Origin of the sequence: Streptomyces sp. NPDC102279 (assembly GCF_044766365.1) — a bacterium.
GTDB lineage: Bacteria > Actinomycetota > Actinomycetes > Streptomycetales > Streptomycetaceae > Streptomyces.
On the sequence record NZ_JBIWLU010000008.1, the window covers coordinates 371351 to 396863 of the forward strand.

20 protein-coding genes and 1 tRNA gene are annotated in these 25513 nt (G+C 72.3%); 7 read left to right on the plus strand and 14 right to left on the minus strand.

The features are described 5' to 3' along the window. The first annotated feature begins 42 nt into the window (after positions 1 to 42). On the plus strand, positions 43 to 1740 hold the full coding sequence (locus ACIRQH_RS22830; protein WP_404226887.1) for a tetratricopeptide repeat protein: 1698 nt from the start codon (positions 43 to 45) through the stop codon (positions 1738 to 1740). A gap of 127 nt (positions 1741 to 1867) precedes the next feature. Here ACIRQH_RS22830 and hppD read toward each other — a convergent pair whose 3' ends face one another. Next, positions 1868 to 3013 carry a 4-hydroxyphenylpyruvate dioxygenase gene (gene hppD, locus ACIRQH_RS22835; protein WP_388931252.1) on the minus strand — a complete coding sequence of 382 codons (1146 nt, stop codon included), beginning with the start codon at positions 3011 to 3013 and terminating at the stop codon, positions 1868 to 1870. Positions 3014 to 3135: 122 nt separating this feature from the next. Between hppD and ACIRQH_RS22840 the strand changes: the two genes are divergently transcribed. From ACIRQH_RS22840 to ACIRQH_RS22860, 5 genes are all read left to right on the plus strand, one after another. Then, complete coding sequence (locus ACIRQH_RS22840) at positions 3136 to 3615, plus strand: Lrp/AsnC family transcriptional regulator (protein ID WP_358815110.1); 480 nt, start codon at positions 3136 to 3138, stop codon at positions 3613 to 3615. A gap of 15 nt (positions 3616 to 3630) precedes the next feature. Further along, positions 3631 to 4278, plus strand: coding sequence for an ABC transporter permease (locus ACIRQH_RS22845; protein WP_358815021.1), 648 nt, complete (start codon positions 3631 to 3633; stop codon positions 4276 to 4278). Continuing rightward, positions 4271 to 5569, plus strand: a complete 1299-nt coding sequence (locus ACIRQH_RS22850) for a betaine/proline/choline family ABC transporter ATP-binding protein (RefSeq protein WP_388866282.1) — start codon at positions 4271 to 4273, stop codon at positions 5567 to 5569. The genes ACIRQH_RS22845 and ACIRQH_RS22850 overlap by 8 nt, the downstream gene beginning before the upstream one ends. Further along, positions 5566 to 6432: an ABC transporter permease gene (locus tag ACIRQH_RS22855; protein ID WP_388866285.1), complete on the plus strand. Its 867-nt coding sequence runs from the start codon at positions 5566 to 5568 to the stop codon at positions 6430 to 6432. The genes ACIRQH_RS22850 and ACIRQH_RS22855 overlap by 4 nt, the downstream gene beginning before the upstream one ends. A gap of 89 nt (positions 6433 to 6521) precedes the next feature. After that, positions 6522 to 7409, plus strand: coding sequence for a glycine betaine ABC transporter substrate-binding protein (locus ACIRQH_RS22860; protein WP_388866484.1), 888 nt, complete (start codon positions 6522 to 6524; stop codon positions 7407 to 7409). 18 nt (positions 7410 to 7427) lie between these two features. On the opposite strand, the gene ACIRQH_RS22865 is transcribed toward ACIRQH_RS22860, so the two are convergent. The 4 genes from ACIRQH_RS22865 to ACIRQH_RS22880 all read right to left on the minus strand — a co-directional run bounded on the left by ACIRQH_RS22865 (position 7428) and on the right by ACIRQH_RS22880 (position 13541). After that, positions 7428 to 8216 carry a S16 family serine protease gene (locus ACIRQH_RS22865; protein WP_355862854.1) on the minus strand — a complete coding sequence of 263 codons (789 nt, stop codon included), beginning with the start codon at positions 8214 to 8216 and terminating at the stop codon, positions 7428 to 7430. A gap of 254 nt (positions 8217 to 8470) precedes the next feature. Continuing rightward, a complete protein-coding gene (locus ACIRQH_RS22870; protein WP_355862852.1) occupies positions 8471 to 9112 on the minus strand; it encodes a helix-turn-helix domain-containing protein in 642 nt (213 codons plus the stop codon). 552 nt (positions 9113 to 9664) lie between these two features. Beyond that, positions 9665 to 11467, minus strand: a complete 1803-nt coding sequence (locus tag ACIRQH_RS22875; RefSeq protein WP_388866289.1) for a DEAD/DEAH box helicase — start codon at positions 11465 to 11467, stop codon at positions 9665 to 9667. 265 nt (positions 11468 to 11732) lie between these two features. Then, entirely contained in the window at positions 11733 to 13541 is a 1809-nt protein-coding gene (locus ACIRQH_RS22880; RefSeq protein ID WP_404226888.1) for an MFS transporter, read from the minus strand. A gap of 225 nt (positions 13542 to 13766) precedes the next feature. On the opposite strand from ACIRQH_RS22880, the gene ACIRQH_RS22885 reads away from it, so the two are divergent. Further along, positions 13767 to 13838, plus strand: a tRNA-Cys gene (locus tag ACIRQH_RS22885). 71 nt (positions 13839 to 13909) lie between these two features. On the opposite strand, the gene ACIRQH_RS22890 is transcribed toward ACIRQH_RS22885, so the two are convergent. The 9 genes from ACIRQH_RS22890 to ACIRQH_RS22930 form a co-directional block, all read right to left on the minus strand. Continuing rightward, the gene (locus ACIRQH_RS22890) at positions 13910 to 15076 is read right to left on the minus strand and encodes an SUKH-4 family immunity protein (protein ID WP_388866295.1); all 1167 of its coding nucleotides are present in this window, start codon (positions 15074 to 15076) and stop codon (positions 13910 to 13912) included. A gap of 309 nt (positions 15077 to 15385) precedes the next feature. After that, on the minus strand, positions 15386 to 15586 hold the full coding sequence (locus ACIRQH_RS22895; RefSeq protein ID WP_358815026.1) for a hypothetical protein: 201 nt from the start codon (positions 15584 to 15586) through the stop codon (positions 15386 to 15388). Beyond that, entirely contained in the window at positions 15583 to 17889 is a 2307-nt protein-coding gene (locus ACIRQH_RS22900) for a xanthine dehydrogenase family protein molybdopterin-binding subunit (protein WP_404226889.1), read from the minus strand. The genes ACIRQH_RS22895 and ACIRQH_RS22900 overlap by 4 nt, the downstream gene beginning before the upstream one ends. Beyond that, complete coding sequence (locus ACIRQH_RS22905; protein ID WP_404226890.1) at positions 17886 to 19478, minus strand: 2Fe-2S iron-sulfur cluster-binding protein; 1593 nt, start codon at positions 19476 to 19478, stop codon at positions 17886 to 17888. Before ACIRQH_RS22905 ends, ACIRQH_RS22900 begins: the two co-directional genes overlap by 4 nt. Then, positions 19475 to 20368 (minus strand): FAD binding domain-containing protein, encoded by an 894-nt coding sequence (locus tag ACIRQH_RS22910; RefSeq protein ID WP_388866307.1) that lies wholly within the window; start codon positions 20366 to 20368, stop codon positions 19475 to 19477. The genes ACIRQH_RS22905 and ACIRQH_RS22910 overlap by 4 nt, the downstream gene beginning before the upstream one ends. Before the next feature lie 280 nt (positions 20369 to 20648). Further along, positions 20649 to 22307, minus strand: coding sequence for a beta-N-acetylhexosaminidase (locus tag ACIRQH_RS22915; RefSeq protein WP_404226891.1), 1659 nt, complete (start codon positions 22305 to 22307; stop codon positions 20649 to 20651). Next, positions 22307 to 23170 (minus strand): carbohydrate ABC transporter permease, encoded by an 864-nt coding sequence (locus tag ACIRQH_RS22920; protein WP_404226892.1) that lies wholly within the window; start codon positions 23168 to 23170, stop codon positions 22307 to 22309. Before ACIRQH_RS22920 ends, ACIRQH_RS22915 begins: the two co-directional genes overlap by 1 nt. Next, a complete protein-coding gene (locus ACIRQH_RS22925) occupies positions 23167 to 24156 on the minus strand; it encodes a carbohydrate ABC transporter permease (protein ID WP_404226893.1) in 990 nt (329 codons plus the stop codon). Before ACIRQH_RS22925 ends, ACIRQH_RS22920 begins: the two co-directional genes overlap by 4 nt. 4 nt (positions 24157 to 24160) lie before the next feature. Further along, complete coding sequence (locus tag ACIRQH_RS22930) at positions 24161 to 25474, minus strand: extracellular solute-binding protein (protein ID WP_388866319.1); 1314 nt, start codon at positions 25472 to 25474, stop codon at positions 24161 to 24163. Positions 25475 to 25513 lie beyond the last annotated feature (39 nt).

The following is a 25513-nucleotide window of genomic DNA, read 5'->3' on the forward strand; positions in this document are numbered from 1 at the left end:
CAAGCCGGGATGTGGTCTTCGTACTGACGCACAGTGAGCGGCATGGACATCGAAGAGCGACAGCCGGTGCCCGCCGGGCCCGGGCCGGGGCAGCCCGTGGGTCCGCGAACCGGGGACGCCGCAGGTCCGGGATCCGGGGAGCCGGGCGGCCCGCCCGCGGAGGCCGCCGGTGCGGGCCGCTCGCCGCTCGCCCGGCGCGTGCTGATCGGCGCGGCCGTCGGCTGTGTCGTGCTCGGCGGTGTGCTGGTGCTGCTGCCCTCCACGGGGCCGGGCGGTGCGCCGCCGCCCTCCCCGGGGCCGGTGGCCCGGGCGATGACGGCGGTGGGGGCCGGTGCGCCCGCCGCGCTGCCCGACCTGGCGGCGCTCATCGGTGACCGTGAGACGCATCTGCGGGCCCATCCGCGCGACGACCAGTCGTGGGCGGTGCTCGGGACCGCCTACGCGGAGCAGGCGCGCCGGACGACGACAGCCGCGTACTACCCGAAGGCCGAGAAGGCGCTGCGCACCTCGCTGGACGTCCGGCCGAAGGACAACGCGGCGGCGCTGGACGGGCTCGCCGGGCTCGCCGTCGCGCGCGGTGACTTCCGGACCGCGAAGCAGTGGGGGGAGGCGTCGGTGAAGCTGGCGCCGAAGCGGTGGACGGCGTATCCCGCGCTCGTCGAGGCGTACACCGGGCTCGGCGACCACAAGGCGACGCGCAGGGCGCTCGACAAGCTGCTGGCCCTGCGGTCCGGTCCGGTGACGCAGGCCGTCGCGGCGCGGGCCTACTGGGACCGCGGCCGGCGGGAGGACGCGGGGGCGGCGATCGCCGACGCGGCCGCCGGTGCGACAACGCCCTCGCAGCAGGCCGCCTTCCTCCAGCTGGGCGGGCAGCTGGCGTGGGAGCGCGGTGACGTCCAGGAGTCGCTGGACCACTACCGGGCGGCGGTGAGCACCGACCCCGACGAGCACGGCGCGCTCGCCGGCCAGGGGCGCGCGCTGGCCGCGCTCGGGCGTACCTCGGAGGCGCTGCGCGCCTATCGGGCGGCGCTCGCCAAGCGGCCCGCGCCGCGCCACGCGCTGGAACTGGGCGAGCTGTACGAGAAGCTGGGGCTGCCCGGGGCGGCGCGCGTGCAGTACGACCTGGTGCGGGAGCTGGTGCGGCGGGACGCGGCCGGGGGTGTGGACGACGAGCTGGTCCTCGGGTTCCTGGAGGCGGACCACGGCGATCCGCAGGAGGCGGTGCGGCGGCTGCGGGCCGAGTGGGACCGGCAGCCCGGCATCGCGGTCGCGGACGCGCTGGGCTGGGCGCTGCACCGGGCCGGGGACGACGCGCAGGCGCTGACGTTCGCCACCCGGACGATGGACAAGGAGCACGGGGGCGAGATGCGCAGCGCGCTGTACGCGTACCACCGGGGGCAGATCGAGCGGGACCTGGGGAAGACCGGTCCGGCCCGCCGTCATCTCGCGGAGGCGCTGCGGATCAACCCGTACTTCTCGCCGCTGCTCGCTCCTGCCGCGCAGGAGGCGCTGGCGGCACTGGGCGAACCGCCGGCCGAGGGGCTGCCGGAGCCGTCGGGGAAGCCGGGGGAAGCGGCGGAGGGCGAGGAGGAGTCCGGGGACGCCGCGGGGGCGGCCGGCGCGCCGGGAACGGCGACTCCCCGGCCCGCGCCGCGTCCGACCTCCTCGGACCCGGCCGGGGCGTCGGCCGCTCCGAGGTCAGCTGCGGCTCCCGCGCCGGAACGGCCTGCGACGCGCTGAACGCCCTTGCGGGCGGGTGTGGTCGGCGTCGGACACGCCTCGGGCCCGGTGGAGGCCGCGCCTCCACCGGACCCGAGGGGCCGACCTTTCCCGGGGGTCCGCCCGCCGACGGGCGGACCCCACCCGGTCAGAGGTTGCCGCGCTTGTCCTGCTCGCGCTCGATCGCCTCGAAGAGGGCCTTGAAGTTGCCCTTGCCGAAGCCCATCGAGCCGTGCCGCTCGATCATCTCGAAGAAGACGGTCGGACGGTCCTGGACCGGCTTGGTGAAGATCTGCAGCAGATAGCCGTCCTCGTCGCGGTCGACGAGGATCTTCAGCTCGCGCAGGGTGTCGACGGGGACGCGGGTGTCGCCGGCCCACTCGCCGAGGGTGTCGTAGTACGAGTCGGGGGTGTCGAGGAACTGGACGCCGGCCGCGCGCATGGTGCGGACGCTCTCGACGATGTCGTTCGTGTTCAGCGCGATGTGCTGGACACCCGCGCCGCCGTAGAACTCCAGGTACTCGTCGATCTGGGACTTCTTCTTGGCGACGGCGGGCTCGTTGATCGGGAACTTGACCTTGAGCGTGCCGTCGGCGACGACCTTCGACATCAGCGCGCTGTACTCGGTCGCGATGTCGTCGCCCACGAACTCCTTCATGTTCGTGAAGCCCATGACCTTGTTGTAGAACGCGACCCACTCGTTCATCCGGCCGAGTTCGACGTTGCCGACGCAGTGGTCGACCGCCTGGAAGGTGCGCCGGGCGGGCGGCTCGACGATCGGGTCGGCGGCCGCGTAACCGGGCAGGTAGGGGCCGTCGTAGCCGGTGCGCTCGACGAGGGTGTGGCGGGTCCGGCCGTACGTGGCGATCGCGGCGAGGACGACCGTGCCGTGCTCGTCCTTGATGTCGTGGGGCTCCACGAGAGGGCTGGCGCCGTGCTCGACGGCGTACGCGAACGCGGCGCGCGCGTCCGGGACCTCGATCGCGAGGTCGACGACGCCGTCGCCGTGCTCCGCCACGTGCTCGGTCAGGAACTCGCCCCAGGGCGTCGTCGGCCGGATCACCGAGGTGAAGACGAAGCGCGCCGAGCCGTTCTCGAGGACGTACGACGCCGTCTCGCGGCTGCCGTTCTCCGGTCCGGAGTAGGCGACGAGCCGCATGCCGAAGGCCGTGGAGTAGTAGTGCGCGGCCTGCTTGGCGTTGCCGACGGCGAAGACGACCGCGTCCATCCCCTTCACCGGGAAGGGATCGGCCTGCCGGGCGGTGTCGGGGGTGTGGTCTGTGGTCTGCGTCATGGCGGCAGACTCCCGCCGTTCCGCAAGGTGCGCAATAGTTCACGTATTGACTGAGCAATCTGTACAGCGGATGGCCCACCCGGCCGAGCTTTCTGTACATGATGACCATTCCGGAGGCACCTGTGGCGATCGATCATCTGGACGGGCGGCTGCTCGTGCTGCTGGCGCGGGAGCCGCGCATCGGTGTGCTGGAGATGTCCCGGCGGCTCGGGGTCGCGCGGGGCACCGTGCAGGCCCGGATGGACCGTCTTCAGTCGAATGGAGTCATCCGGGGCTTCGGTCCGCAGGTGGACCCGACCGCGCTCGGCTATCCGGTCACCGCGTTCGCCACCCTGCAGATCCGGCAGGGCCAAGGCGCGGACGTACGGGCCCACTTGGCGACCGTCCCCGAGGTCCTGGAGCTGCACACCACCACCGGCAGCGGGGACATGCTGTGCCGCCTGGTGGCCCGCTCGAACGCCGATCTCCAGCGGGTGATCGACCGGGTTGTCGGATTTGATGGCATCGTCCGGGCGTCCACGGCGATCGTCATGGAGAACCCGGTTCCGCTGCGGATCATCCCGCTCGTGGAACAGGCAGCGACCGAGCACCGGAACGAGTGACCGAGGTGACGTGGCGTGAACTTCTGGGAGTACCTGAGCAGCCGCCATGAGCAGCTCCTCACGGACGCCTACCAACACGCCAGCGCGGTCTTCCAGTGCATGGTCGTGGCGACCCTCATCGGGGTGCTGATCGGTGTCCTCACCTACCGCAGCGACTGGGCGGGCAACCTCGCCACCACGACCACCTCCGCGATCCTGACCATCCCTTCGCTCGCCATGATCGGCCTGCTGATCCCGATCGTGGGCCTGGGTGTTCCGCCCACGGTCATCGCCCTGACGCTGTACGGCCTGCTGCCGATCGTGCGCAACGCGATCGTCGGTCTGCGCGGCGTCGATCCCACGCTGGTCGACGCCGCCACCGGTATCGGCATGTCACGGGTTGCCCGGCTGGTGCGGGTGGAACTCCCGCTTGCCTGGCCGCCGATCCTCACCGGCATCCGGGTCTCCACCCAGATGCTGATGGGCATCGCGGCCATCGCGGCCTACGCCTCGGGTCCCGGCCTCGGCAACGAGATCTTCCGCGGCATCAGCTCGCTGGGCAGCAAGAACGCACTCAACCAGGTGCTCGCCGGCACGGTCGGGATCATCATCCTCGCGCTGCTGTTCGACGCCGCGTACGTCCTGATCGGCCGGCTGACCATCCCGAGGGGGATCCGTGCCTGAGACCGCCGACACCACCGGGCGCGCCGAGAGGCCCGACACCGCGGCCGACGCCGCCGCCGCGTCGACCACGGGCGCCACGATCGAGCTGGAGAACCTCACCAAACGCTATCCCGGCAGCCGGGACGCGGCCGTGGACAGCGTCAACATGGAGATCAAGGCGGGCGAACTCGTCGTGTTCGTCGGCCCGTCCGGCTGCGGCAAGTCGACCACCCTGAAGATGATCAATCGGCTGATCGAACCGAGCAGCGGCCGGATCCGGATCGGCGGCGAGGACGTCACCGACATGGACCCGGTGAAGCTGCGCCGCAAGGTGGGGTACGCGATCCAGTCGTCCGGGCTGTTCCCGCACATGACGGTCGCCCAGAACATCGCGCTCGTCCCGAAGATGGTCGGCTGGCCGAAGGCGCGGATCAAGGCGCGGGTCGAGGAGATGCTCGACCTGGTGGGCCTCGACCCCTCCGAGTTCCAGGGCCGCTACCCGCGCCAGCTCTCCGGAGGCCAGCAGCAGCGCGTCGGGGTGGCGCGGGCGCTCGCCGCGGACCCGCCGGTGCTGCTCATGGACGAGCCGTTCGGCGCGGTGGACCCGATCACCCGCGACCACCTCCAGGACGAGCTGATCCGGCTCCAGCACGAGCTGCACAAGACGATCGTCTTCGTGACCCACGACTTCGACGAGGCCATCAAGCTCGGCGACCGGATCGCCGTGCTGCGCGAGCACTCGCACATCGCGCAGTTCGACACCCCGGAAGCGATCCTCACCAACCCGGCCGACGACTTCGTCTCGGGCTTCGTGGGCGCGGGCGCCGCCCTGAAGCGGCTGAACCTCAGCCGCGTCCGGGACGTCGAGATCACCGACTATCCGACGGTCACCGTCGACGACCCGCTCCAGGACATCTTCGGCAAGCTCCGCTCCAGCGGCACGAACGAGATCCTGCTGCTCGACAAGCGGGGCCGCCCGTACAAGTGGCTGCGGCGCGGCGACCTGATGCGGGCCAAGGGTTCGCTGGCGCGGGCGGGCACCCTGGTGCACGACACGGTGACGCGGGACGCCACCCTGCGGGACGCGCTGGAGGCGGTCCTCACGGACAACTCGGGCCGGGTGCCGGTCACCGGGCGGCGCGGCGAGTACACCGGGGTGGTCGACATGGAGACCCTGATGAACTCGGTGCACGAACTCCTGGAGGCCGATCGCCTGGAGGCCATGGAGCACCAGCACGAGCTGGAGGAGGCGCGCGCCCAGCAGACCCAGTTCGAGCAGGAGGGCGTCGAGGGCGGGGAGGGGAAGGCGTGAACACTCCGCCCACCGAACATCGCCCCGAGGGCGAGCACGAGGTCAAGGGCCTCGCCTTCCGCGACGACAGCGACGGCGACGGCGAGGGCGAGCGGGAGGCGCCGCCGTCGGCCGAGCCGCCGAAGCGCCGGATCAGCTGGCAGACGCTGACCTTCCTGCCCGCTCTGCTGATCGCCCTGCTGCTGGGCACCTGGCTCTGGTTCCAGCAGGCGGACCTCGACCCGATCTCCAAGAACGCCCTGTCCAACGGCCAGGTGTCCAAGGCCCTGTGGCAGCACATCCAGCTGACGGTGATCTCCACGTTCTTCGTGCTGATCATCGCCATCCCGCTGGGGATCCTGCTGACCCGCAAGGCGTTCCGCAAGGCGACCCCGATCGCGATGACGTTCGCCAACATGGGGCAGGCGACACCCGCCATCGGTCTGCTGGCGCTCCTGGTGATCTGGCTCGGCACCGGCGAGAGGTCCGCGCTCATCGGCATCACGATCTACGCGATCCTGCCGGTGCTGTCCAACACGATCGCCGGTCTGAACGCGAACGACCCGACCCTGCTGGAGGCGTCACGCGGCATCGGCATGTCACCGCTGGGTGTGCTCACCCGGGTCGAACTCCCGCTGGCGGTCCCGCTGATCCTGGCCGGCGTCCGTACGGCACTCGTCCTGAACGTGGGCACCGCGACGCTCGCCACCTTCGGCGGCGGCGGCGGACTCGGTGTCCTCATCACCACCGGCATCACCACCCAGCGCATGCCGGTCCTGGTCCTCGGCGCGATCCTCACGGTCGCGCTCGCGCTGCTGGTCGACTGGCTGGCATCGCTGGCGGAACTGCTGCTGAGGCCGCGCGGACTGGAGGTGGGGACGTGAGGGGGCCGACGAGAAGAACCCGTACCCTCGCGGCGTTCGCCGGGCTGCTGGTGCTGGCGTCCGGCTGCGGGCTGACCAGCGGTTCCCCGATGACGGACGACGTCGAGCCGGGCACCGTCGGGAAGGGCGAGCCGCTCAAGGGCGCCACGCTCACGGTGGCGTCGAAGGAGTTCACCGAGCAGCTGATCCTCGGCGCGATCATGGGCATCGCCTTCCAGGCGGCCGGCGCGAAGGTCATCGACCGCACCGGCATCCAGGGGTCGATCGGCACCCGCGAGGCGATCAAGAACGGTGACGCGGACGCCACGTACGAGTACACGGGCACCGCGTGGATCACCTACCTCGGCAACAGCAAGCCGATCCCGGACCCGCAGAAGCAGTGGCAGGCCGTGCACGACGCCGACCCCAAGAACGGTGTGATCTGGCTGCCGCCGTCCGCCCTGAACAACACCTACGCGCTCGCCATGAACCAGGCCAACTTCAAGAAGTACGGCACGAAGACGCTCTCCGACGTGGCCGCGCTCTCCAAGTCGGACCCGGGCGCCGTCACCCTGTGCGTGGAGAGCGAGTTCGCCAACCGGGCCGACGGACTGCCGGGCATGGAGAAGGCGTACGGCATGTCGATCCCGGCGAAGAACGTCACGCAGATGGACACCGGGATCATCTACACCCAGGTGCAGAAGGGCAGTTGCACGTACGGGGAGGTGTTCACCACCGACGGGCGCATCAAGTCGATGCACCTGGAGGTGATGCAGGACAACAAGAAGTTCTTTCCCAACTACAACGCGGCGCCCGTGGTCAACGCCAAGGCCTTCAAGAAGTATCCGCAGATCGCCCAGGTCATCGAGCCGGTGACGAAGGCGCTGAACAACACGGTGGCGCAGGACCTGAACGCCAAGGTCGACGTCGAGGGCCAGGATCCGCACGAGGTGGCTCTGGACTGGATGACGTCGGAGGGGTTCGTGAAGCAGAAGTGAGCGCCGCGGACCGCGGTACTAGCAGCTCGGGATCGAGCCCTTGCCCTTCTCCAGGGAGACCAGCGACTCGACCGCGCCCTGCAGGCTCGTCACCGGAATCAGCCGCAGCCCCTTCGGCAGCTCCGACTTCGCGTCCGAGCACTCCGCCTTCGGTACGAGGAACACGGTCGCCCCGTCGCGGCGGGCCGCCTGCGTCTTGAGGGCGACCCCGCCGACCGCGCCCACCTTGCCGTCGGCGTCGATCGTCCCCGTCCCCGCGACGACCCGGCCGCCCGTGAGGTCGCCGCCGCTGCCGTCGCCGTCCAGCTTGTCGACGATGCCGAGCGAGAAGAGCAGCCCGGCACTCGGTCCGCCGACGTCGGCGAGCTTGAGCGTGACCTTGACGTCGCCCTTCTCGTGCAGATAGCCGAGCGCCGCCTCGGTGGCGGTGTCCTGGGACTTCTTCATCTCGTTCGCGTTGTGCTGCTCGATCTCCTTGACGCTGCCGCCGCTCGGGTAGACCGAGTCGCGGGGCATCACGGCCTTGTCGGTGGCGAACCAGCCGCTGAGCACGTCCCCGAGGGAGACCTTCGCGTCCGGCCCGGTGGCCTCGATCGTCGTCATCCGCAGCTGGCCGCGGGTGTCCCGGCTGGGCGCCCCCGTGATGGTGATCACCGGGTCGCCCTTGTTCTCGCCGAGGACGTTCGCCGTCAGGCCGGGCTGCGCCAGGGAGAAGGGCAGCGGCGCGAACACCGCCGTGGCGAGCAGGGCCACGACGGGGAGGGCGCAGACGGCGACGGCCTTGGGGCGCGTGAGGCGAGAGAGCACGGGGTCAATCTAACGTCACCGCCCGCCGGACCCTCCGGACAGGTCCCACGGGGGCGAGGGTCACCCGGTTCGGAAGAGCCGGCACGCGGCAGGACGTCCGCCCGTTCGCGGACCGGCGTCGCCACGAGGAGCCGTCGCGCCGCGGACCGGTGTCGGTACAAGGCGCCGCCGCGTCGCGCACCGGCGTCGGTACAAGGCGCCGCCGCGTCGCGGACCGGCGTCGGTACAAGGCGCCGCCGCGTCGCGGACCGGCGTCAGCGCAAGGCGTCCGCGACCTCGCGGGCCGCGTCCATCACGCGCGGTCCGACCCGCTCGGGAACCGCGTCCACGAGCATGACCACCCCCACGCTGCCCTCGACCCCCGTGACCCCGATGAGCGGCGCCGCGGCCCCGCTGGCGCCCGCCTCCAACTCCCCGTGGGTGAGCGTGTACCCGGGATCCCCCACCGGCGCCTGCCGGGCCGCGAGGATCGCGCGGCCCGCGGCTCCCCGGTCCAGCGGATGCCGGAACCCGGCACGGTAGGCCACGTGGTAGTCCGTCCACGTCGGTTCGACGACGGCGACGGCGAGCGCCTCCGTCCCGTCGACCAGCGTCAGATGGGCCGTCGCGCCGATGTCCTCGGCCAGGGCGCGCAGCGCGGGCAGCGCGGCCTCCCGCACGAGGGGGTGCACCTGGCTGCCGAGGCGCAGGACCCCGAGCCCGACCCGGGCACGGCCGCCGAGGTCCCGGCGTACGAGCGCGTGCTGCTCCAGCGTGGCGAGCAACCGGTACACCACGGTCCGGTTGACGCCCAGTTTGTTCGAAAGCTCGGTGACGGTCAGCCCGTGGTCCGTGTCGGCGAGCAGCTTGAGGACGCGCAGTCCCCGGTCGAGCGTCTGAGAGGTCTCCGCGGTCACGACGCCCACTCCTTAGTGGTGAGGTCGACGGCCCTCGCTCGGCGGATGCGTCACCGAGTCCCGTCGGCGACGCGCTTCAGAGGCCGCCGGTCGGCTGGCGACCCGGGCTCTTCCCGGGCGGAGTCGCTTCACGGCTGCGCTCCGCGGCGGCGCTGCCACGGGGCGTGTGCGTAGCGGGACAGTAGCGAGCCGGTCCGCTGAGCGGAAGTCTCCGTCCAGAATCCGGGCATCGGCTCGTACGGACTGATTCCGTTTGTCCCGGAACGCGGGGCGCGCGCCACTCCGCGTACACCGCGCGTGCACGCAGCGCACAGGCGACGGCGCACGCCGGTCCGAAGGGTTTCCCGCCCCTGAGAAGGAGACCGCCGGCCCGTGGCACGGGTTCCGGATACCGGCCGCTCGGAGGTAACCGGTTCTCCATGGGCATCCGTGGTCTCCGGTCCGCCACCGGGACCGACGATCGGCGCGACGCGAGAACGGGGGCGAACGGCACCGCTCACGGACCGCATGGGATACGGAAGTCAGGCACCCGGCGATCACCGCTTCCGCGGATCACCGCATCCGGGTGGCCCACTCCTGGACCTTGGCGATCCGCTGGCGCAGTTGTCCCGCGGTGGCCTCCGCGCTCGGCGGGCCGCCGCAGACGCGGCGCAGCTCGGTGTGGATCACGCCGTGCGGCTTGCCGCTCTGGTGGACGTACGCGCCGACCATGGTGTTGAGCTGCTTGCGCAGTTCCAGCATCTCCTTGTGGGAGACCACCGGACGCCGCTCGGCGGGCAGTTCGAGGAGGTCCGCCTCGTCGTCCGGCTTCTTGCGGCTGTGCGCGATCTGCCGGGCCTGCCGCTTCTGGAGCAGCAACTGCACCTGGTCGGGTTCGAGGAGCCCGGGGATGCCGAGGTAGTCCCGCTCCTCCTCGCTGCCCGGGTGGGCCTGCATGCCGAACTCGGCGCCGTCGTAGAGGACACGGTCGAAGACGGCTTCGGACTCCAGCGCCTCGAAGGAGAACTGCTCCTGCTCACCGGTGTCCTCGTCCTGCTCCTTGTTCGCCTCGTCCATCTCCTGCTCGGACTCGGCGTACGGGTCCTCCTCGGTGTCCTTCTTGGGCTTGTCGAGGGCGTGGTCGCGCTCGACCTCCATCTCGTTGGCGAACGTGAGGAGGTCGGGGACCGTCGGCAGGAACACGGACGCGGTCTCGCCGCGCCGCCGGGACCGCACGAAGCGGCCGACGGCCTGGGCGAAGAAGAGCGGTGTCGAGATGGTGGTCGCGTACACGCCGACGGCGAGACGCGGCACGTCGACGCCCTCGGACACCATGCGGACGGCGACCATCCACCGGTCCTCGCTCGCGGCGAAGTCGTCGATGCGCTTCGAGGCGCCGGTGTCGTCGGACAGCACGACGGTGGCCTTGGAGCCGGTGATCTCCCGGATCAGCTTGGCGTAGGCGCGGGCCGAGTCCTGGTCGGTGGCGATGACGAGGGCCCCGGCGTCCGGGATGCCCTTGCGCACCTCGGTGAGCCGCTGGTCGGCGGCGCGCAGCACGCTCGGCATCCACTCGCCGCGCGGGTCGAGCGCGGTGCGCCAGGCCTGGCTGATGGCGTCCTTGGTCATCGGCTCACCGAGCCGGGCGGCGATCTCGTCACCGGCCTTGGTGCGCCAGCGCATGTTGCCGCTGTAGGAGAGGAAGATGACGGGCCGCACGACGTGGTCGGCCAGCGCGTTCCCGTAGCCGTACGTGTAGTCGGCGGAGGACCGGCGGATGCCGTCCCTCCCCTCCTCGTACGTGACGAAGGGGATGGGGTTGGTGTCGGAGCGGAACGGCGTACCGGTGAGCGCGAGCCGGCGGGTGGCGGGCTCGAACGCCTCCAGGCAGGCCTCGCCCCAGGACTTGCTGTCACCGGCGTGGTGGATCTCGTCGAGGATCACGAGGGTCTTGCGCTGCTCGGAGCGGTTGCGGTGCAGCATCGGCCGCACTCCGACACCCGCGTACGTCACCGCGACGCCGTGGTACTCCTTGCTGAGCGGTCCGGCGCTGTACTCGGGATCCAGCTTGATCCCTATCCGCGCGGCCGCCTCGGCCCACTGCTTCTTCAGGTGCTCGGTCGGCGCGACCACGGTCACCTGCTGGACCACGTGGTGGTGCAGCAGCCAGGACGCGAGCGTCAGCGCGAACGTCGTCTTGCCGGCGCCGGGGGTGGCGACGGCGAGGAAGTCGCGCGGCTGCTCCTGGATGTACCTCTCCATCGCCCCCTGCTGCCAGGCGCGCAGCTTGTTGGCGGTGCCCCAGGGGGCGCGGCCGGGGAAGGCGGGTGAGAGGTGGTGCGAGTGCGAGGAGGCGCTGGCGGCGGTGGTAGTCACGGTCTCCGGTCTGGGTGGCGATAGGGAGCGTCCGGGTCCACGCGCGGCGCGTCAGGTGTGGCGGTGACGGCAGACGGGCGGTCGGCTCGGCTCGGCTACGTATGACAACCGGGCCACCCTACCGGCGCCCGCGGCGTGGCAACGCTCGGACGACGCCGGGTCCGCCGTGGATGGGACTGACGTCACATGACGGTCCGCAGTCACTCCCGCACCCGGCCCGCGAGGACGGCCACGTGACGTGCGGGAGCCGTCGCGGCCCATGGCCTCAGCCTCCGTGGCCGAGCGCGGCCGCGGGTCGCCGTTCCCTGACACGTGTCGTCACCCACGCCCCGATCAGCGCCACCGCCGCCATCGGAAGGAACACCGCCGCGAAGGCGGCCGGATGGGATCCGTGGGCTCCTGACACCGTGCCGGTCGCCGCGTGGGCCATGGCGCCGCCGCCCAGCGCCGCGAAGGCGGCTCCGCCGAGGGCGAGCAGCAGGACGTTGCACAGGGCGTCGGAGATCTGGAGGGCGGCCGAGTTCGTGCCGGCCTCGTGCGGGGCCGAGAGCTGGAGCAGCAGCACGCTCGTCGAGGCGACCACGAGGCCCATCCCGAAGCAGCCGAACGCCCAGGCGACGGCGACGGTCCACACCGGCACGGCCGGGATCAGCACGCTGGGCGCGGTCGCGACGGCCGCCGCGACCAGCACCATGCCGAGGAACATCAGCCGCTCCCGGTACGGCTCCACGCGGGGCCGCGCCTGCACCCAGGAGCCCAGCGCCCAGGTGGCACCGCCCGCGGCGAGCGACAGCCCGGCGAGTGTCGGGGAGAGACCCCGCTGGGTGACGAGCATCAGCGGTACGAAGGACTCCGCGGCGACGAAGGACCCGGCCGCGACGCCCCGCAGCAGCACGACGGACGGCAGCCCGCGCGCGGCCCGCCAGGTGCCGTGCGGCAGCAGCCCGCGCACGGCGGGGACGAGCAGGGCGACACCGGCCAGGGCGGGCAGGAGCGAGAGCGGACGCAGATCCTGGGCCGCGTACTGCAGCAACCCGGCCCCGAGCGCGATCCCGAACGCCAGCCGGATGCGCCGCCGGTCGAGGGGCGCGCGCCGGAGCGGTTCGGCGGCGAGGGGAGCACGGTCGAGAGGCCCGGCACCGAGCGGGGCGGGGGTGAGGGGACCGGGGCTGACGAGGGGGTCGGTGTCGGCGAGCCCGTCGGTGCGAGTGAGAGGGCCGGTGCCGGCGAGCCCGTCTGTGCGAGTGAGAGGGCCGGTGCCGGCGAGCCCGTCTGTGCGAGTGAGAGGGCCGGTGCCGGCGAGCCCGTCTGTGCGAGTGAGAGGGCCGGACCTGGCTCCTCGGTCGCGGTCGGGAGCCGTGGCACCGCCCGCCGCCCCCCTGGCGTCCTTGTCCTTCCCGGTCCGCTCCCCCTTCCGCTCCCCATTCCGCTCCCCCCGCGCCGCGGGTCCCCCGGCCCGCTGGCGTATCTGGGGCAGGGCGACGGTGAGGGGCATGCCGACGAGGGCCGGGATGCCGAGGAACACCCAGCGCCAGCCGAGGTGTTCGGTGACCGCCCCCGCGGCGAGGGGGCCGACGACGGACGGCACCACCCAGGCCGCCGCGAACGCCGCCATGATCGCGGGCCGTAGCCGCTCCGGGTAGGCCCGCCCGACGACGACGTACAGGGCGACGATGACGAGCCCGCCGCCGAGCCCCTGGACGGCCCGCCCGAGGACGAACACCCACATGCCGCCGGCCGTTCCGGACAGCAGCAGCCCGGCGGCGAACGCGCCGATGCCGACGGTGAGCGACGCCAGCGGCCCGTCCCGGTCGGACCACTGCCCGGCGAGCACCATCCCGAACAGGCTGGTCGTGAAGTACCCGGAGAAGGCGAACGCGTACAGCGCCACCCCGTCGAGGTCCCGGGCGGCGACGGGCATCGCCGTGCCCACGGCGGTCGCTTCGAACGCGATGACCAGCACCACGGAAACGATCCCGATGCTCAGTGCCCGGTACGCCCGCCCCAGCACGCCGTCCTCGTCCTCGCCCTCGGCGGGAACGGTCACGACATCGGGCGTCTCCAGTGTTGCCATGGCCGTCAGCGTAAGGTGCGCAGCCCTGACTGACTCCTGTCCGAAGACGGTGATCGTCCGGTCCTTTGGTCCTACGACCACTCCCCCGCACCGCCCGCCCAGCGTTCATGAACGGCGTGTGGCAGTCGCGTTGCGGCAGCGCCGGATGCCTTGAGCCGGCCGCCCCACCCGCCTACGGTCGACCCATCAGGTTCGGAACGAGTGAGCCGTGCCGCACCTGAGAACGGCCGTGTGCCCGAGTGGTTCAGGGACTCGCCTGCAAAGCGAGTTACGCGGGTTCGATTCCCGCCACGGCCTCCGTGAAGGTCGGCCGTCCCCGGTTCGGGGGCGGCCGGTTCTCGTTTCCCCGCCGACGGGGACACCGGGCGCTACGCGTGCAGCGAGCCGCTCGCCCGGTCCTCGAATATCTCGGGCCAGTGGCGCAGGCCGTCGTCGCCCGGCAGGGTCGGAGTCCGGTCGCAGGCGACGGGGTCCACGGCGGCGAGGGTTTCCGTCAGGGTGGCCGCGAGGTGTTCGTGGGAGTCGCTCAGGCCGTGGACCGCGTCCAGGGTGCGCTCACGGTGCAGGAGCCACAGGGTGAAGGCAAGCGTGGAGATGTCCGCGTTGAGCGGGCGCAGGGTCAGGTCCGGCTCGCTCCAGGCGAGCACCGCGCCCGTGGCGCCGTCCACGACCAGGCTCGTGTCCTCCACGAGGTCGCCGAGACGGATCAGGCGGCAGGCGGTGACCGGGAGGTGGCCGGCGGCGAACGCGTCGGGGCGCTCGTCCGCGTAGTACTCGGTGAGGGCCGGCAGCGGCACCTCCGTGTCCAGCTGGAAGAGGAGCCCGTCCTCGGGCAGGCCGGTCTCGCGCAGGAAGCGGCGGGTCGGCTCGTGCGTCAGCGCGCGCGGGAAGTCGACGTCCTCGAAGCGCATGATCCCGCCCGCGCCGAACTCCTCGTCCAGCAGCCGCTTCGGCAGACCGAGGACGAGTCCGTCGCCGGGTCCGGCGATCCGGGCCAGCGGGCGGATCAGAGCGGCCATCCGCCAGTACGGCGGTACGTCCGCGCCCGCGGCGTCCTCGAAGACCACGCCCAGCCGGTCCGACGTCTCCGCGACCGCCTTCGGACCGAACGGGCCCGGGCGGCCGACGGGCGCTGTCAGTTCCTCGGTGGCCGCCGCGAAGCGCAGCAGGGCCTCAAGGGAGGGGGCCAGCGGCGACAGGTCCAGGTCGGCGGGGCTTCTCGGGACGCACGCCGAGGAGACCTCGCCCGTCGTCCCGTCGAGCACGAGCGACTCCAGGTCCCGGTCCAGGCTGCGCAGCGCCCCGATGACGAGCCGGTCGCGCAGCTCCTCGGCGAGCCTGTCGGCGTCGCCCGCAAGGTCGGCCAGGGTGCGCAGGCCGTGCTCCCGCAGCGCGTCGAATCCCAGCAGCGCGCTCTCGGCGGGCAGTCCGGAACCCGTCAGGAGATGCCGCGTGGACGGGTGTGTGACGTACGGATCCAGCTCGTGGTCGGTCAGTGTGATCGCGCCGCCGACATCGGTGTCAGTCGTGCTCATGGCTCCCCCGCGCATGTGAACGCTTGTGCTTCCCCCGGAGAGAACGGCCGGTCGTCCCACGGCAGTTCCCCATTGAGCCAGAACCATACGCCGCCCCACTGACAACGCAGGGAAGTCGCGGGAACGGCTCTCCCGCGGGACAGGAACGGGCAGGTCACGCCCATGATCCACGGGGAGGGAGAAGGGGGCTCGACCGTTCCTCCAGTTGGGCCGGGGCCGCTTGCGAGCGGGGCGCGAGGGGCCGACGGTGGAGGGCCCAGGCGGAGGGCCGGGAGGCGGGTCCGAGGCCATGGCCTCGGACTTCGCGCCTCAGGTGAAGTAGACCCCGCCCACGACGACGACCACGGCCGCCAGGACGAAGAGCAGCACCCAGAAGAAGAGCTTCCCGACGCTGGGCGGGGGTTCGTAGCGCGGCTGGTCGTCGGCCGCCTGCGGGGCGGGGACGCCGGTGCCGGGTGCGGGGTCGGTACCGGGGGCCGTATCGCCGGGTACGGGCTCCTGCGCGCTCACGACGCCGTCACCACCGCTGCCTGCGGGCGGATCGGAAGGCGGTTGACCGGTCGGCCGGTGGCCGCCCGGACGGCGGACGCGACGGCCGCGGGGGACGTCACGACCGGCACCGCGCTGGCCGCCTTGGCTCCGAAGGGGGCGACGACGTCGCGCTCCTCGACCAGCTTGACGATGCGGATGTCGGGGGTGTCCAGGGCGGTCGGGAGGGCGTAGCCGGTGAGGTCGGGGTGCCGGACCAGGCCGCGGGCGGTGCGGAGGTTCTCGCTCAGCGCGGCGCCGACGCCCTGGGTGACGCCCGCCTCGATACGGGCCGTCAGCTGGGCCGGGTTGAGGATCCGGCCGACGTCCTGGGCGAGTGCCAGCTCCACGACCCGGACGGAGCCGAGTTCGATGTCGACGTCCACCACCGCGCGGATGGCGCAGAAGGCGAGGCCCACGAAGGCGTCGCCCTGGCCGGCCTCGTCGAGCGGCTCGGTCGGGTGCGGGCGGCACTGCGCGGTCGCCCACAGCTCCTTGCCGTCCATCGCCTCGGTGACGGTGGTCGACAGGACACCGTCGTACGAGGTGATCTTGCCGTCGGTGATCTGGAGCAGCTCGGTGGACATGCCGAACTTGTGCGCCAGGGGCTGCAGCAGTTGCGTACGGACCATCTTGGCGGCGCGTTCGACGGCTCCGCCGGAGACCCAGGTGTGCCGGCCGCGGCAGCTGGGACCCGCCGGGGGCTGGTCGGTGTCGACGGGTGCCACGTGCACCTCGTCGATGCCGAGGGTCTCCTGGACGATCTGCCGGGCCAGCGTGGTGAAGCCCTGTCCGGTCTCCACGGCCGCGCAGAGCACGGTGGCGACGCCGTCGTGGACCTTCACGGTGGCCGTCGAGACCTCGTCGGCGCCCTCGGCGCCGAGCATGTGGACCATGCCGAGCGCGTAGCCGACCCCGCGGCGTACGGCGCCGGGTTCGCCCGCGCCCTCGAGTCCGCCGGGCAGCAGCCACTCGTCCTCGGGGGTGTCCTTGGGGAGGGCGGGCAGCGGGAAGTCCCGTACGGCCTGGAGCAGTTCGGCGACGGGGGCCGGGCAGGTGACCGTCTGGCCGGTGGGCAGGACGTCCCCGGTGGCCATGACGTTGCGCAGCCGCAGTTCCGCGGGGTCGACGCCTAGCTTCTTGGCCAGCTTGTCCATCTGGGCCTCGTAGGCGGCGCAGACCTGGAGGGCGCCCTCGCCGCGCACGTGCCCGGACGGGGGGTTGTTGGTGCGGACGGCCCAGCCCTCGATGAAGGCGTTCGGGACGACGTAGGGGCCGCAGGCGAAGGAGACAGCGGCGGCGAGGGACTCGCCTGAGGTGTCGGCGTAGGCGCCCGCGTCGAGCAGGATCTGCGCCTCGACCTTGACCAGCTTGCCCTCGGCGTCGGCGTGGTGCCGGTAGCGCAGCAGGGTCGGGTGCCGGTGGGCGTGGCCGAGGAAGGACTCCTCGCGCGTAGCGGTGAGTTTCACCGGGCAGCGGGTCGTCAGCGCGAGCAGGCCGAGCGGCAGCTGGAAGCCCTGGTCCTCGCGGTCGGCGGTGGCTCCGGGGACGCCGGTGACGACGACCTTCACGCGCGCGGGGTCCAGGCCGTAGCAGGCGGCGGCGGTGTCGCGGTCGGTGTGCGGGTCGGTGGAGGCGACGTAGAGCTCGACGCCGCCGTCGGGGCGGGGCACGGCGAGTCCGGCCTCGGCGCCGATGGGGGCGGGGTCCTGGCGGCCGATGCGGTACAGGCCCTCGACGACGATGTCGCCCGCGGCGTCCGGGTCGCCGTGGCGCAGCGGGATGTGCCGGATCAGGTTGCCGTCGGGGTGCAGGGGTTCGGCTTCGAAGGCCTGCTCCGGGTCGGTGACCGGTTCGAGCACCTCGTACTCGACGATGACGGCCGCGGCGGCCATCCGCGCGGTGTCGGGGTGGTCGGCGGCGACGGCGGCGATGGGCTCGCCGTGGTGGCGTACGACGTCGGAGGCGAACACCGGCCGGTCGGCTCTGCCCCGGCCGTGCAGGGCGCTGCCGGGGACGTCCTCGTGGGTGATGACGGCGCGCACGCCGGGCATCTCGCGCGCGTGCCGGGTGTCGATGGAGACGATGCGCGCGTGCGGGTGGGGCGAGCGGAGCACGGCGGCCCACAGCAGTCCCTCGGCCCACAGGTCGGCCGCGTACGGGAAGGTGCCCTCGGTCTTGGCGCGGGCCTCGGCGGTCGGCAGGGAGACGCCGAGTCCGTGCGGCAGGGGCTCGGGGCCCGTCTCCGGTGACGCCGGTGTCGCGGTCGCGGCTTGGTTGGTCACGCCTGGCCTCCGTCCTGGCCGTACGGCTGTTCGTGCGACGCCGGGGAGCCGTAGGCGTCGTCGTCCTCGTAGGCGGACGGGTGGACGCCGCCGGCGCCGGGGCCCGCCTGGTGCGGGATGCGGGCCTCGTCCGCGTCGGGGCCGGCGTCGGGCGCGGACGACGCGTGCTCGCGTTCGGCGACGACCTCGCGCACGGCGTCCAGGACGCCGCGGTAGCCGGAGCAGCGGCACAGGTTGCCGCACAGCGCCTGGCGGGTCTCCAGCTCGGTGGGCGCGGGGTTGCCCTCCAGGAGGTCGTGGAGGGTCATCGCCATGCCGGGGATGCAGAAACCGCACTGCACGGCGCCGCACTTGGCCAGGGCGCGCTGCACGTCGGAGGGCTGTCCCTCGGCGGCCAGTCCCTCGACGGTGCGCACCTCGCTGCCGGCGGCGGTGACGCCGGGCACCAGGCAGGAGGCGACGAGCCGGCCGTCGACCTGGATGTTGCAGGCACCGCACTCGCCCTGCGAGCAGCCGTCCTTGGCGCCCGCGAGGCCGAGCCGCTCGCGCAGGACGTAGAGCAGGGACTCGCCGATCCACGCGTCGGTGACGGGCCGGTCGGCGCCGTTGACGCGCAGCACGTAGGAGGCGAGGGGGTGTTCGTCGTGCGGGGCGGTGGCCGGGTGGTCCGCGTCCGGGGTCTCGTCGTCGGTGTCCGCCGCGAAGCCGTCGCCGTGGGTGGTCTCCGGGCCGTCGGCCGCGGGCGTCCCGGTGTCGTCGGACCCGTCGTTCCCGACGCCGTCGGACGTCTCGTGCGCCGGGTCCTGCGCGGGCGCCTCGGGCGTGTGGTCGGCCACGGGTTCGTCGGCGGCGAACTCGGCGGCCTCGTGGGCGGGCTCCGCGGGCCGCTGGGGGGCCTGGGAGTGCGGGGGCGGAGGTGACTGCGGCGCGGAGTCCGCGGGGCCCTCAGGGGCCGCGTCGCGCGGATCGCCGCTCCAGGCCTGTCCGATCTCGCTCGCCCAGGGGGCAGACGCGCCGCCCGGCAGCGTGGCGGGCGGCGTGCCGCCCCACTGCTCGACGAGTGCCGATGTGGTGAACTCGCCCGATTCGTCCGGAAGATCACCTACGGCGACCGGGATCGACCACTGCCCGGTCACGTCGTGCCCGGTGCCGTGTTCACCCTCGCGCGCCGCGCCGTGCCCGCCGTCGTAGCCGGTGCCGTGGCCGGTGTCCCCGGGGGCGGTGTCGGCGTATTCGGCGTACTCCCACTGCCCGGTGGCGCCCGGCTGGTGGGCGAACCGGTCGTCGTGGGCGCCGGCCCCCTGCTGCGCGGCGTTCGGGTCGGGCCAGGAGCCGCCGCCCTGCGCGCCCCACGTCCCGGCGGTCGCCGGGTCACCGGCGTCGGGCGGGGCGGGCGTCACGTCGATCCGCGGGGGGACGTATCCGTGCCCGGGCGCCGCGAGCGGCTCCCGGGAGGCGAGGAGGGCCTCGATGCCGCCCTCGGGGAGCTTGACGAAGGCGGTCGCGCCGTCGTCGTAGTCGCCCTGGGGCAGCGGGTCCCAGCGGCCGCCGCTCCGGCGGGCGCCTTCCTCGTGCTGGTCGTCGGTCACGACAGCGCCCTCCCGAGTGCTCGTCGGGCCAGCGCGGCGACGGTGCGCCGCAGGTGCAGTACTGCGGGCGGAAGCTGTTGCACGGAGCCGTCCTCGGCGGGGACGGGGTCGGGGATGCAGGCCGCCGCGACGTACTCCCCGAACGCGCTCAGCGCCTCGGGGACGATCGTCCGGCTGTTGTCCCAGTCGATGAGCTGGGCCACCCACGCCTCGGCGTCCAGGGGCCGCAGCGGCATCGGCGCTATGGCACCGACGGCGCACCGCACCCCGCGCCTGGCCGGGTCGAGGACGAGCGCCACGGAGGCGATCGCGCGCCCGGGTCCGGTGCGTCCGGTGGCCTTCAGGAAGACCTGCGGGGCGTGCAGCAGCGGCACGCGCACGTAGCCGATGAGTTCGCCGCCGCGGAGCATGTCCACGCCCGCGAGCAGGTGCGACACCGGGATCTCGCGGCGGGCTCCGCCCGGCCCCGCGATGATCAACGTGGCTTCCAGGGCGGCCAGTACGGGCAGTGCGTCGCCGGTGGGCGCGGCGGAGGCGATGTTGCCGCCGAGGGTGCCCGCGTTGCGGATCTGCGGCGGTCCGGCCGCCCGCGCGGCGGCGGCGAGCGCCGGGATGAGGGCGGCGAAGTCGGGGCGGCCCATCCGGGCGTGGGTGAGTCCGGCGCCGAGCAGCGCGTGTCCGTCCTGGTACTGCCAGCCGCGGATCTCGCTGATCCGGCCGAGGCCGACCAGCGCGGCCGGCCTGAGCTGCCCGGAGTTGACCGCGGCCATCAGATCGGTGCCGCCGGCCACGGGAACGGCGGCGGGCATGGCGGACAGTGCCGCGACCGCCTCGTCCAGCGAGACGGGCAGCGTCACGGCCTGCGCCGCCTGCGGTGCGTGCGTGGTCAAACCGGATGCCCCTTCCCGCTGCCCCACCTGGTCCCACCTGTGCTGCCGTACGGTACGTGCTGACAGGGCGGACGTGGCAACTCTGGCACATCTTCCCCGGCACTCGGCGCGGGGGTCCGCTAGGAGGCATTCGCCCCCGTCACCAGGGAGATGGTCCGTTTTCGCACGGCATCACCGGTGAGCGTGAATTGCCACTCTTCGGTGACCCCTGGGGCCTTTCGCCTTGTGGGGGCCACCCTGCCGGGGCGCGGGTCGCGGGGCACGCCGGTCCGCGGCCGCCTCACACGTTCGGGGGCGCTCCCTCGATCGGGCGTCCGAGGACCCCGGGCCGCCGCTGCCACGGCAGCGGTCCGGCCGGCGGCCGGTAGCCCACCCCGAGGGCGTCGAGGCGCGCGTAGTGGTCGGTCATCCGGTGCTCGAACCCGGCGAAGTCCCGTTCGGCGGGCGCCGGGAGACGGCTCCAGGCGACCTCGGCGAACGCGGCGAGCCGCGGGAACGCCTGGTAGTCCACGCGCGTGTGGTCCTCCATCACCTCGGTCCACAGGTTTGCCTGCGTGCCCAGCACGTGCCGCGCCTCCGCCTCGGTGAGCTGCGAGGGAACGGGCTCGAAGCGGTAGACGTCCTCCAGGGTGCGCACGTACGCGATGGGCACCGGCTCGTCCTCCCCCGCGGCCTGGCGGTAGTCCAAGTACACGTGCTGCTCGGGGCACATGACGACGTCGTGGCCCGCGCGCGCGGCCGTGACCCCGCCCTGGTAGCCGCGCCACGAGGAGACCGCGGCGCCCGGCGCGAGTCCGCCCTCCAGGATCTCGTCCCACCCGATGAGCCGACGCCCGCGCTCGGAGAGCCAGTTGTCGAAGTGCCGGATGATCCAGGACTGCAGGGCGTTCTCGTCGGCGAGCCCGAGTTCCTTGATGCGCGCCTGCGCGGTCGCCGACTCCTTCCACTGGTCCTTGGGGCACTCGTCGCCGCCGATGTGGAAGAAGCCGGAGAACTCCGGGAAGCGCGCGGGGTCGGCGGGGAAGAGGTCGAGGAGTTCCTCGAAGACCCCCTCGTAGAAGCGCAGGGTGTTGTCGGTGGGGGCGAGTACGTTTTTGGCGATGCCCCAGTTGTCCCAGACGGCCAGGGAGGTCGTGTCGATGACGTCGGTGTTGCCCAGTTCCGGATACGCGGCGATGGCCGCCTGCGAGTGCCCGGGGATGTCGATTTCCGGGACGACGGCGATATGCCGGTCGGCCGCGTAGGCGACGATCTCGCGGATGTCGTCCTGGGTGTAGAAGCCGCCGTGCGGCTTGTCGTCCCACAGCGGCGAGGCCCGGTGGCCGAATTTGGTGCGGGCCCGCCAGGAACCGACCTCCGTCAGCTTCGGGTAACGCTTGATCTGGACACGCCACCCCTGGTCGTCGCTGAGGTGGAAGTGGAAGACGTTGAGTTTGTGGGCGGCCAACAGGTCGAGGTAGCGCAGGACGCCTTCCTTCGGCATGAAGTGCCGTGCCACGTCGAGCATGAGACCGCGCCAGCGGAATCGGGGAGCGTCCTCGATGGTGCGCGCCGCGATTTCCCGGGACGTCACCGGGCCGACGGGGGCGCGGCGAAAGGCGTCGGGGCCGAGGAGTTGACGCAGTGTCTGCGCGCCCCAGAACACCCCGGCCGCGTCGCCGCCCCGGATCTCGGCGCCGGCGTCGCTGATGTCGAGCCGGTACGCCTCCGCTCCCAGGGTGTCGTCGAGGAGCAGCCGCACCCCGCCCGGAGCGTCCTGCGGCGCAGGTCGCAGGGGCAGTCCGAGGGCGGCGCCGAGCGTCGAGCGCAGCCAGCGTTCGGTGCCCTCGGTGCCGGGCCCGGCGGACAGCGTGGTGTCCACGCCGAAGGTGAACGCCCCGCGCCCGCCGCCCTCGACGGCGAGGGGTGCCGGAATCAGGCCCGTATCCATCATGTCCATCAGTCCTTTACCGCTCCGCCGAGGCCGGAGACGAGTCGTCGCTGTACGAGAACGAAGAAGATCAGCACCGGAATCGTCATCACCGTGGAAGCGGCCATCACACCGCCCCAGTCGGGTTCGTCCGGCTTGTAGAAGACGAGGAGGGCCATCGGCAGGGTGGACTGCGAGGTGTCGCTGATGATGAAGGACTTGGCGAACAGGAAGTCGTTCCAGGCCGAGATGAAGGAAAACACACTGGTGGCCACGAGGCCCGGGAGGACGAGCGGGAAAAGGATCTGCCAGAGGAATCGCGCGCGGCTCGCGCCGTCGATGTACGCGGCCTCCTCCAGCGCCTCCGGAACGGCCTTGACGAAACCGCGCAGCATCCAGATCGCGAAGGGCAGCGAGAAGGCGATGTGCGGCAGGATCAGCGAGCCCAGCGTGTTCAGCTGCCCGGCGTCCCGCATGAGGAAGAACAGGGGGATCGTCAGGGCCTCGACCGGCACCATCTGGGCCACCAGGAACATGATCAGCAGGGTGGTCCGGAATCGGAAGCGGAATCGCGTGACGGCGGTCGCGGCGAGAAACGCGATGAGCCCCGACGCGATCACCACGGAGCCCGCCACGACGAGGCTGTTGAGGAAGTAGCGGCCGAATTCCTGCTGCCCGAAGACACGGCGGAAGGAATCCAGCGTGGGTGAGGCCGTCCAGGGCCGGGGCGCGGTGGACTCGATCTCCCCGGCCGGCTTGAAGGCGCCGAGCACCATCCAGTAGAGGGGGAAGGCGACCACGACGGCGACGAGCAGGGCGGTCGTCTCGGCGGCGAGCCGCCAGGGACGCCGCGGGCGCCGCGGGCGCCGGACAACACCGTTGAGCAGGCTCACAGTTCCTCCCCCTGGCGGCGCAGCAGCCGCAGATAGACCAGCGTGACCGTGAGCAGCAGTACCAGCATCACGACGCCGATGGCCGAGCCGAGGCTGTACTGGGATGCGGCGAACGCCTTCTGGTAGGCGTAGACGTTCAGGACGAGGTTCTGCCCGGCGATGCCGCCGCCGCCCGTCATGACGTAGATCTGGGTGAAGACCTTGAAGTCCCAGATGACCGACTGGATGGTGACGACCACCAGGATCGGCCGGAGCATCGGCGCGAGCACCGACCGCCAGATCCGCCACTGCGAGGCGCCGTCCAGGGCGGCCGCCTCCAGGACCTCGGAGGGTACGGCGCGGATGCCCGCGTAGACCGTGATCATCACGAACGGGAAGGAGCACCAGACCACTTCGAGCAGGACGAGCGCGAAGGCGCTGAGGCGGCCGTAGGTCCAGGAGTGGTCGCCGAGCCCGAACACCCGGTTGACGGGGCCGAAGTCGGGGTCGAAGAGGAACAGCCAGACCGTGGATCCGGTGACCGCGGGGGTCGCCCAGGCGCCGAGCGCGGCCAGCATCAGCGCGAGCCGCGGCAGGGCCCGTACACGGGTGAGCAGCACGGCGAGCGCGCATCCGGTGGCCAGTGTCGACACCACGCAGGCCGCGGCGAACAGCACGGTGGCGAGGAGCACCTGCCAGAACTGCTGGTCGGCGAACACCTCCGTGTAGTTGCCGAAGCCCACGAAGGTGGTCGGTTGCCCTCCGCTGGCCTGGGCCTGTGTGTACTCCAGGAAGGAGATCAGGCCGAGTTGGTAGATCGGGTAGACGAGCAGGCCGCCGAGGACGACCAGGGCGGGGGCGAGGTAGAGCCAGGGCGTCCAGCCGGCCCGTCCGCGCGGGGAGGGGCCGGCGGCGGGTCCGCGGGCGCGGCGCCCCGCGGGGCGGGGGACGGTCCGGGTGACCGCCCCCCGTCCGGGGCGCTCAGCGAGGGTGTCGGGCGTCGCCATCGGCTCAGCCCGCGGAGCTGAACGCGTCGTTCATCTTCTTCGCCGCGTCCTCGGAAGCCTTCGCCACGTCCTTCTTGCCGCTGACGATCTCCTGGAACATCGTCGGCAGGACCAGCGAGGCGTCGATCTGCGCCCAGGCGGGCGAGGCCGGCACGAACCTGGCGCCGGAGGCGAGGGTCTTCACGAACGGCGCGACGAAGGGCTCGCGGTCGGCGACCTGTTCGCGCACATCGGTGTAGGTCGGCAGGAAGCCCATCGCGTCGAAGAGTTCGCTCTGCGTCTTCTTGGACGCCAGCTCTTCCATCAGGTCGACGGCGAGCGTGCGGTGCGTGGTGCTCTTCAGTACGCCGAGGTTGTTGCCTCCCGCGAACGCGGGCGCCACCGAGCCGGCCTTCACACCGGGCAGCGGTACCACCGCGTACTTGCCCTTCACCGTCCCGGCCTCGACCGCCGCGTGGCTGAAGTCGCCGCCGATCGCCATGGCGGCCTTGCCCGAGGCGAAGGCGGTCACCGTGTCGTTGCCGCCCATGCCCGCGCACTTGGCCGCGGGACAGTTGGTGTCGCCGAAGAGCGAGGTGTACGCCTTGATGCCCTTCCGGGCCTCGGCGCTGTCGATGGCGGAGGCGTAGGAGCCGCCCTTGCCCCGGGCGAGTTCGCCGCCGTTGGCCCAGATGAACGGCATCGCGCCGTAGGTGTAGGCGCCGCCCACGGCGAGCCCGTACAGGTCGGGCTTCGCGGCGTGGATCTTCCCTGCGGTCGCCGCCAGTTCGGCCTGCGTCTTCGGGACGGTGAGGTCCAGTTCCTTGAAGACGTCCGTGCGGTAGTACAGGGCGCGGACGCCGACGAAGTACGGGGCGCCGTAGACCTTGCCGTCCACGGTGACCGACTGCCGTGCGGTCGGGTCGGTGTCCTTGGCCTCGTCCCAGGCGGCGAACTCCCGGGAGACGTCGGCGAGTCCGCCGTCCTTGACGTAACCGGCCGTGTCCGTGTTGCCGTACTCGATGACGTCCGGGGCGCTCTTCGGGTCGTTGAAGGCGGCCTTGATGCGCTGGGCGCGGGTCTCCACGGGGATGTACTCGACGTGTACCCGCGCGCCCTCGTGGGCCTTCTCGAAGGCGGCGACGGCCGCGTCGACCACCTTCTCCTTGGGCTTGTTGCCGACCTCCTGGAACAGCCAGACCCGCAGGGTGCCGCTCTTCTCGTCCTTGCCGGACGAGGAGTTGTCGGAAGCCTGGGGGGCGCAGGCGGTGGCGACGACCAGGGCCGCGAGGGCGGCGGCCGTCCGGGCCGCGCGGATTCTGGGAGCAGAGAGCTTCATCGAGCGTCCTCCGGTGGGGGTTGCGCGCGTTGCAACATG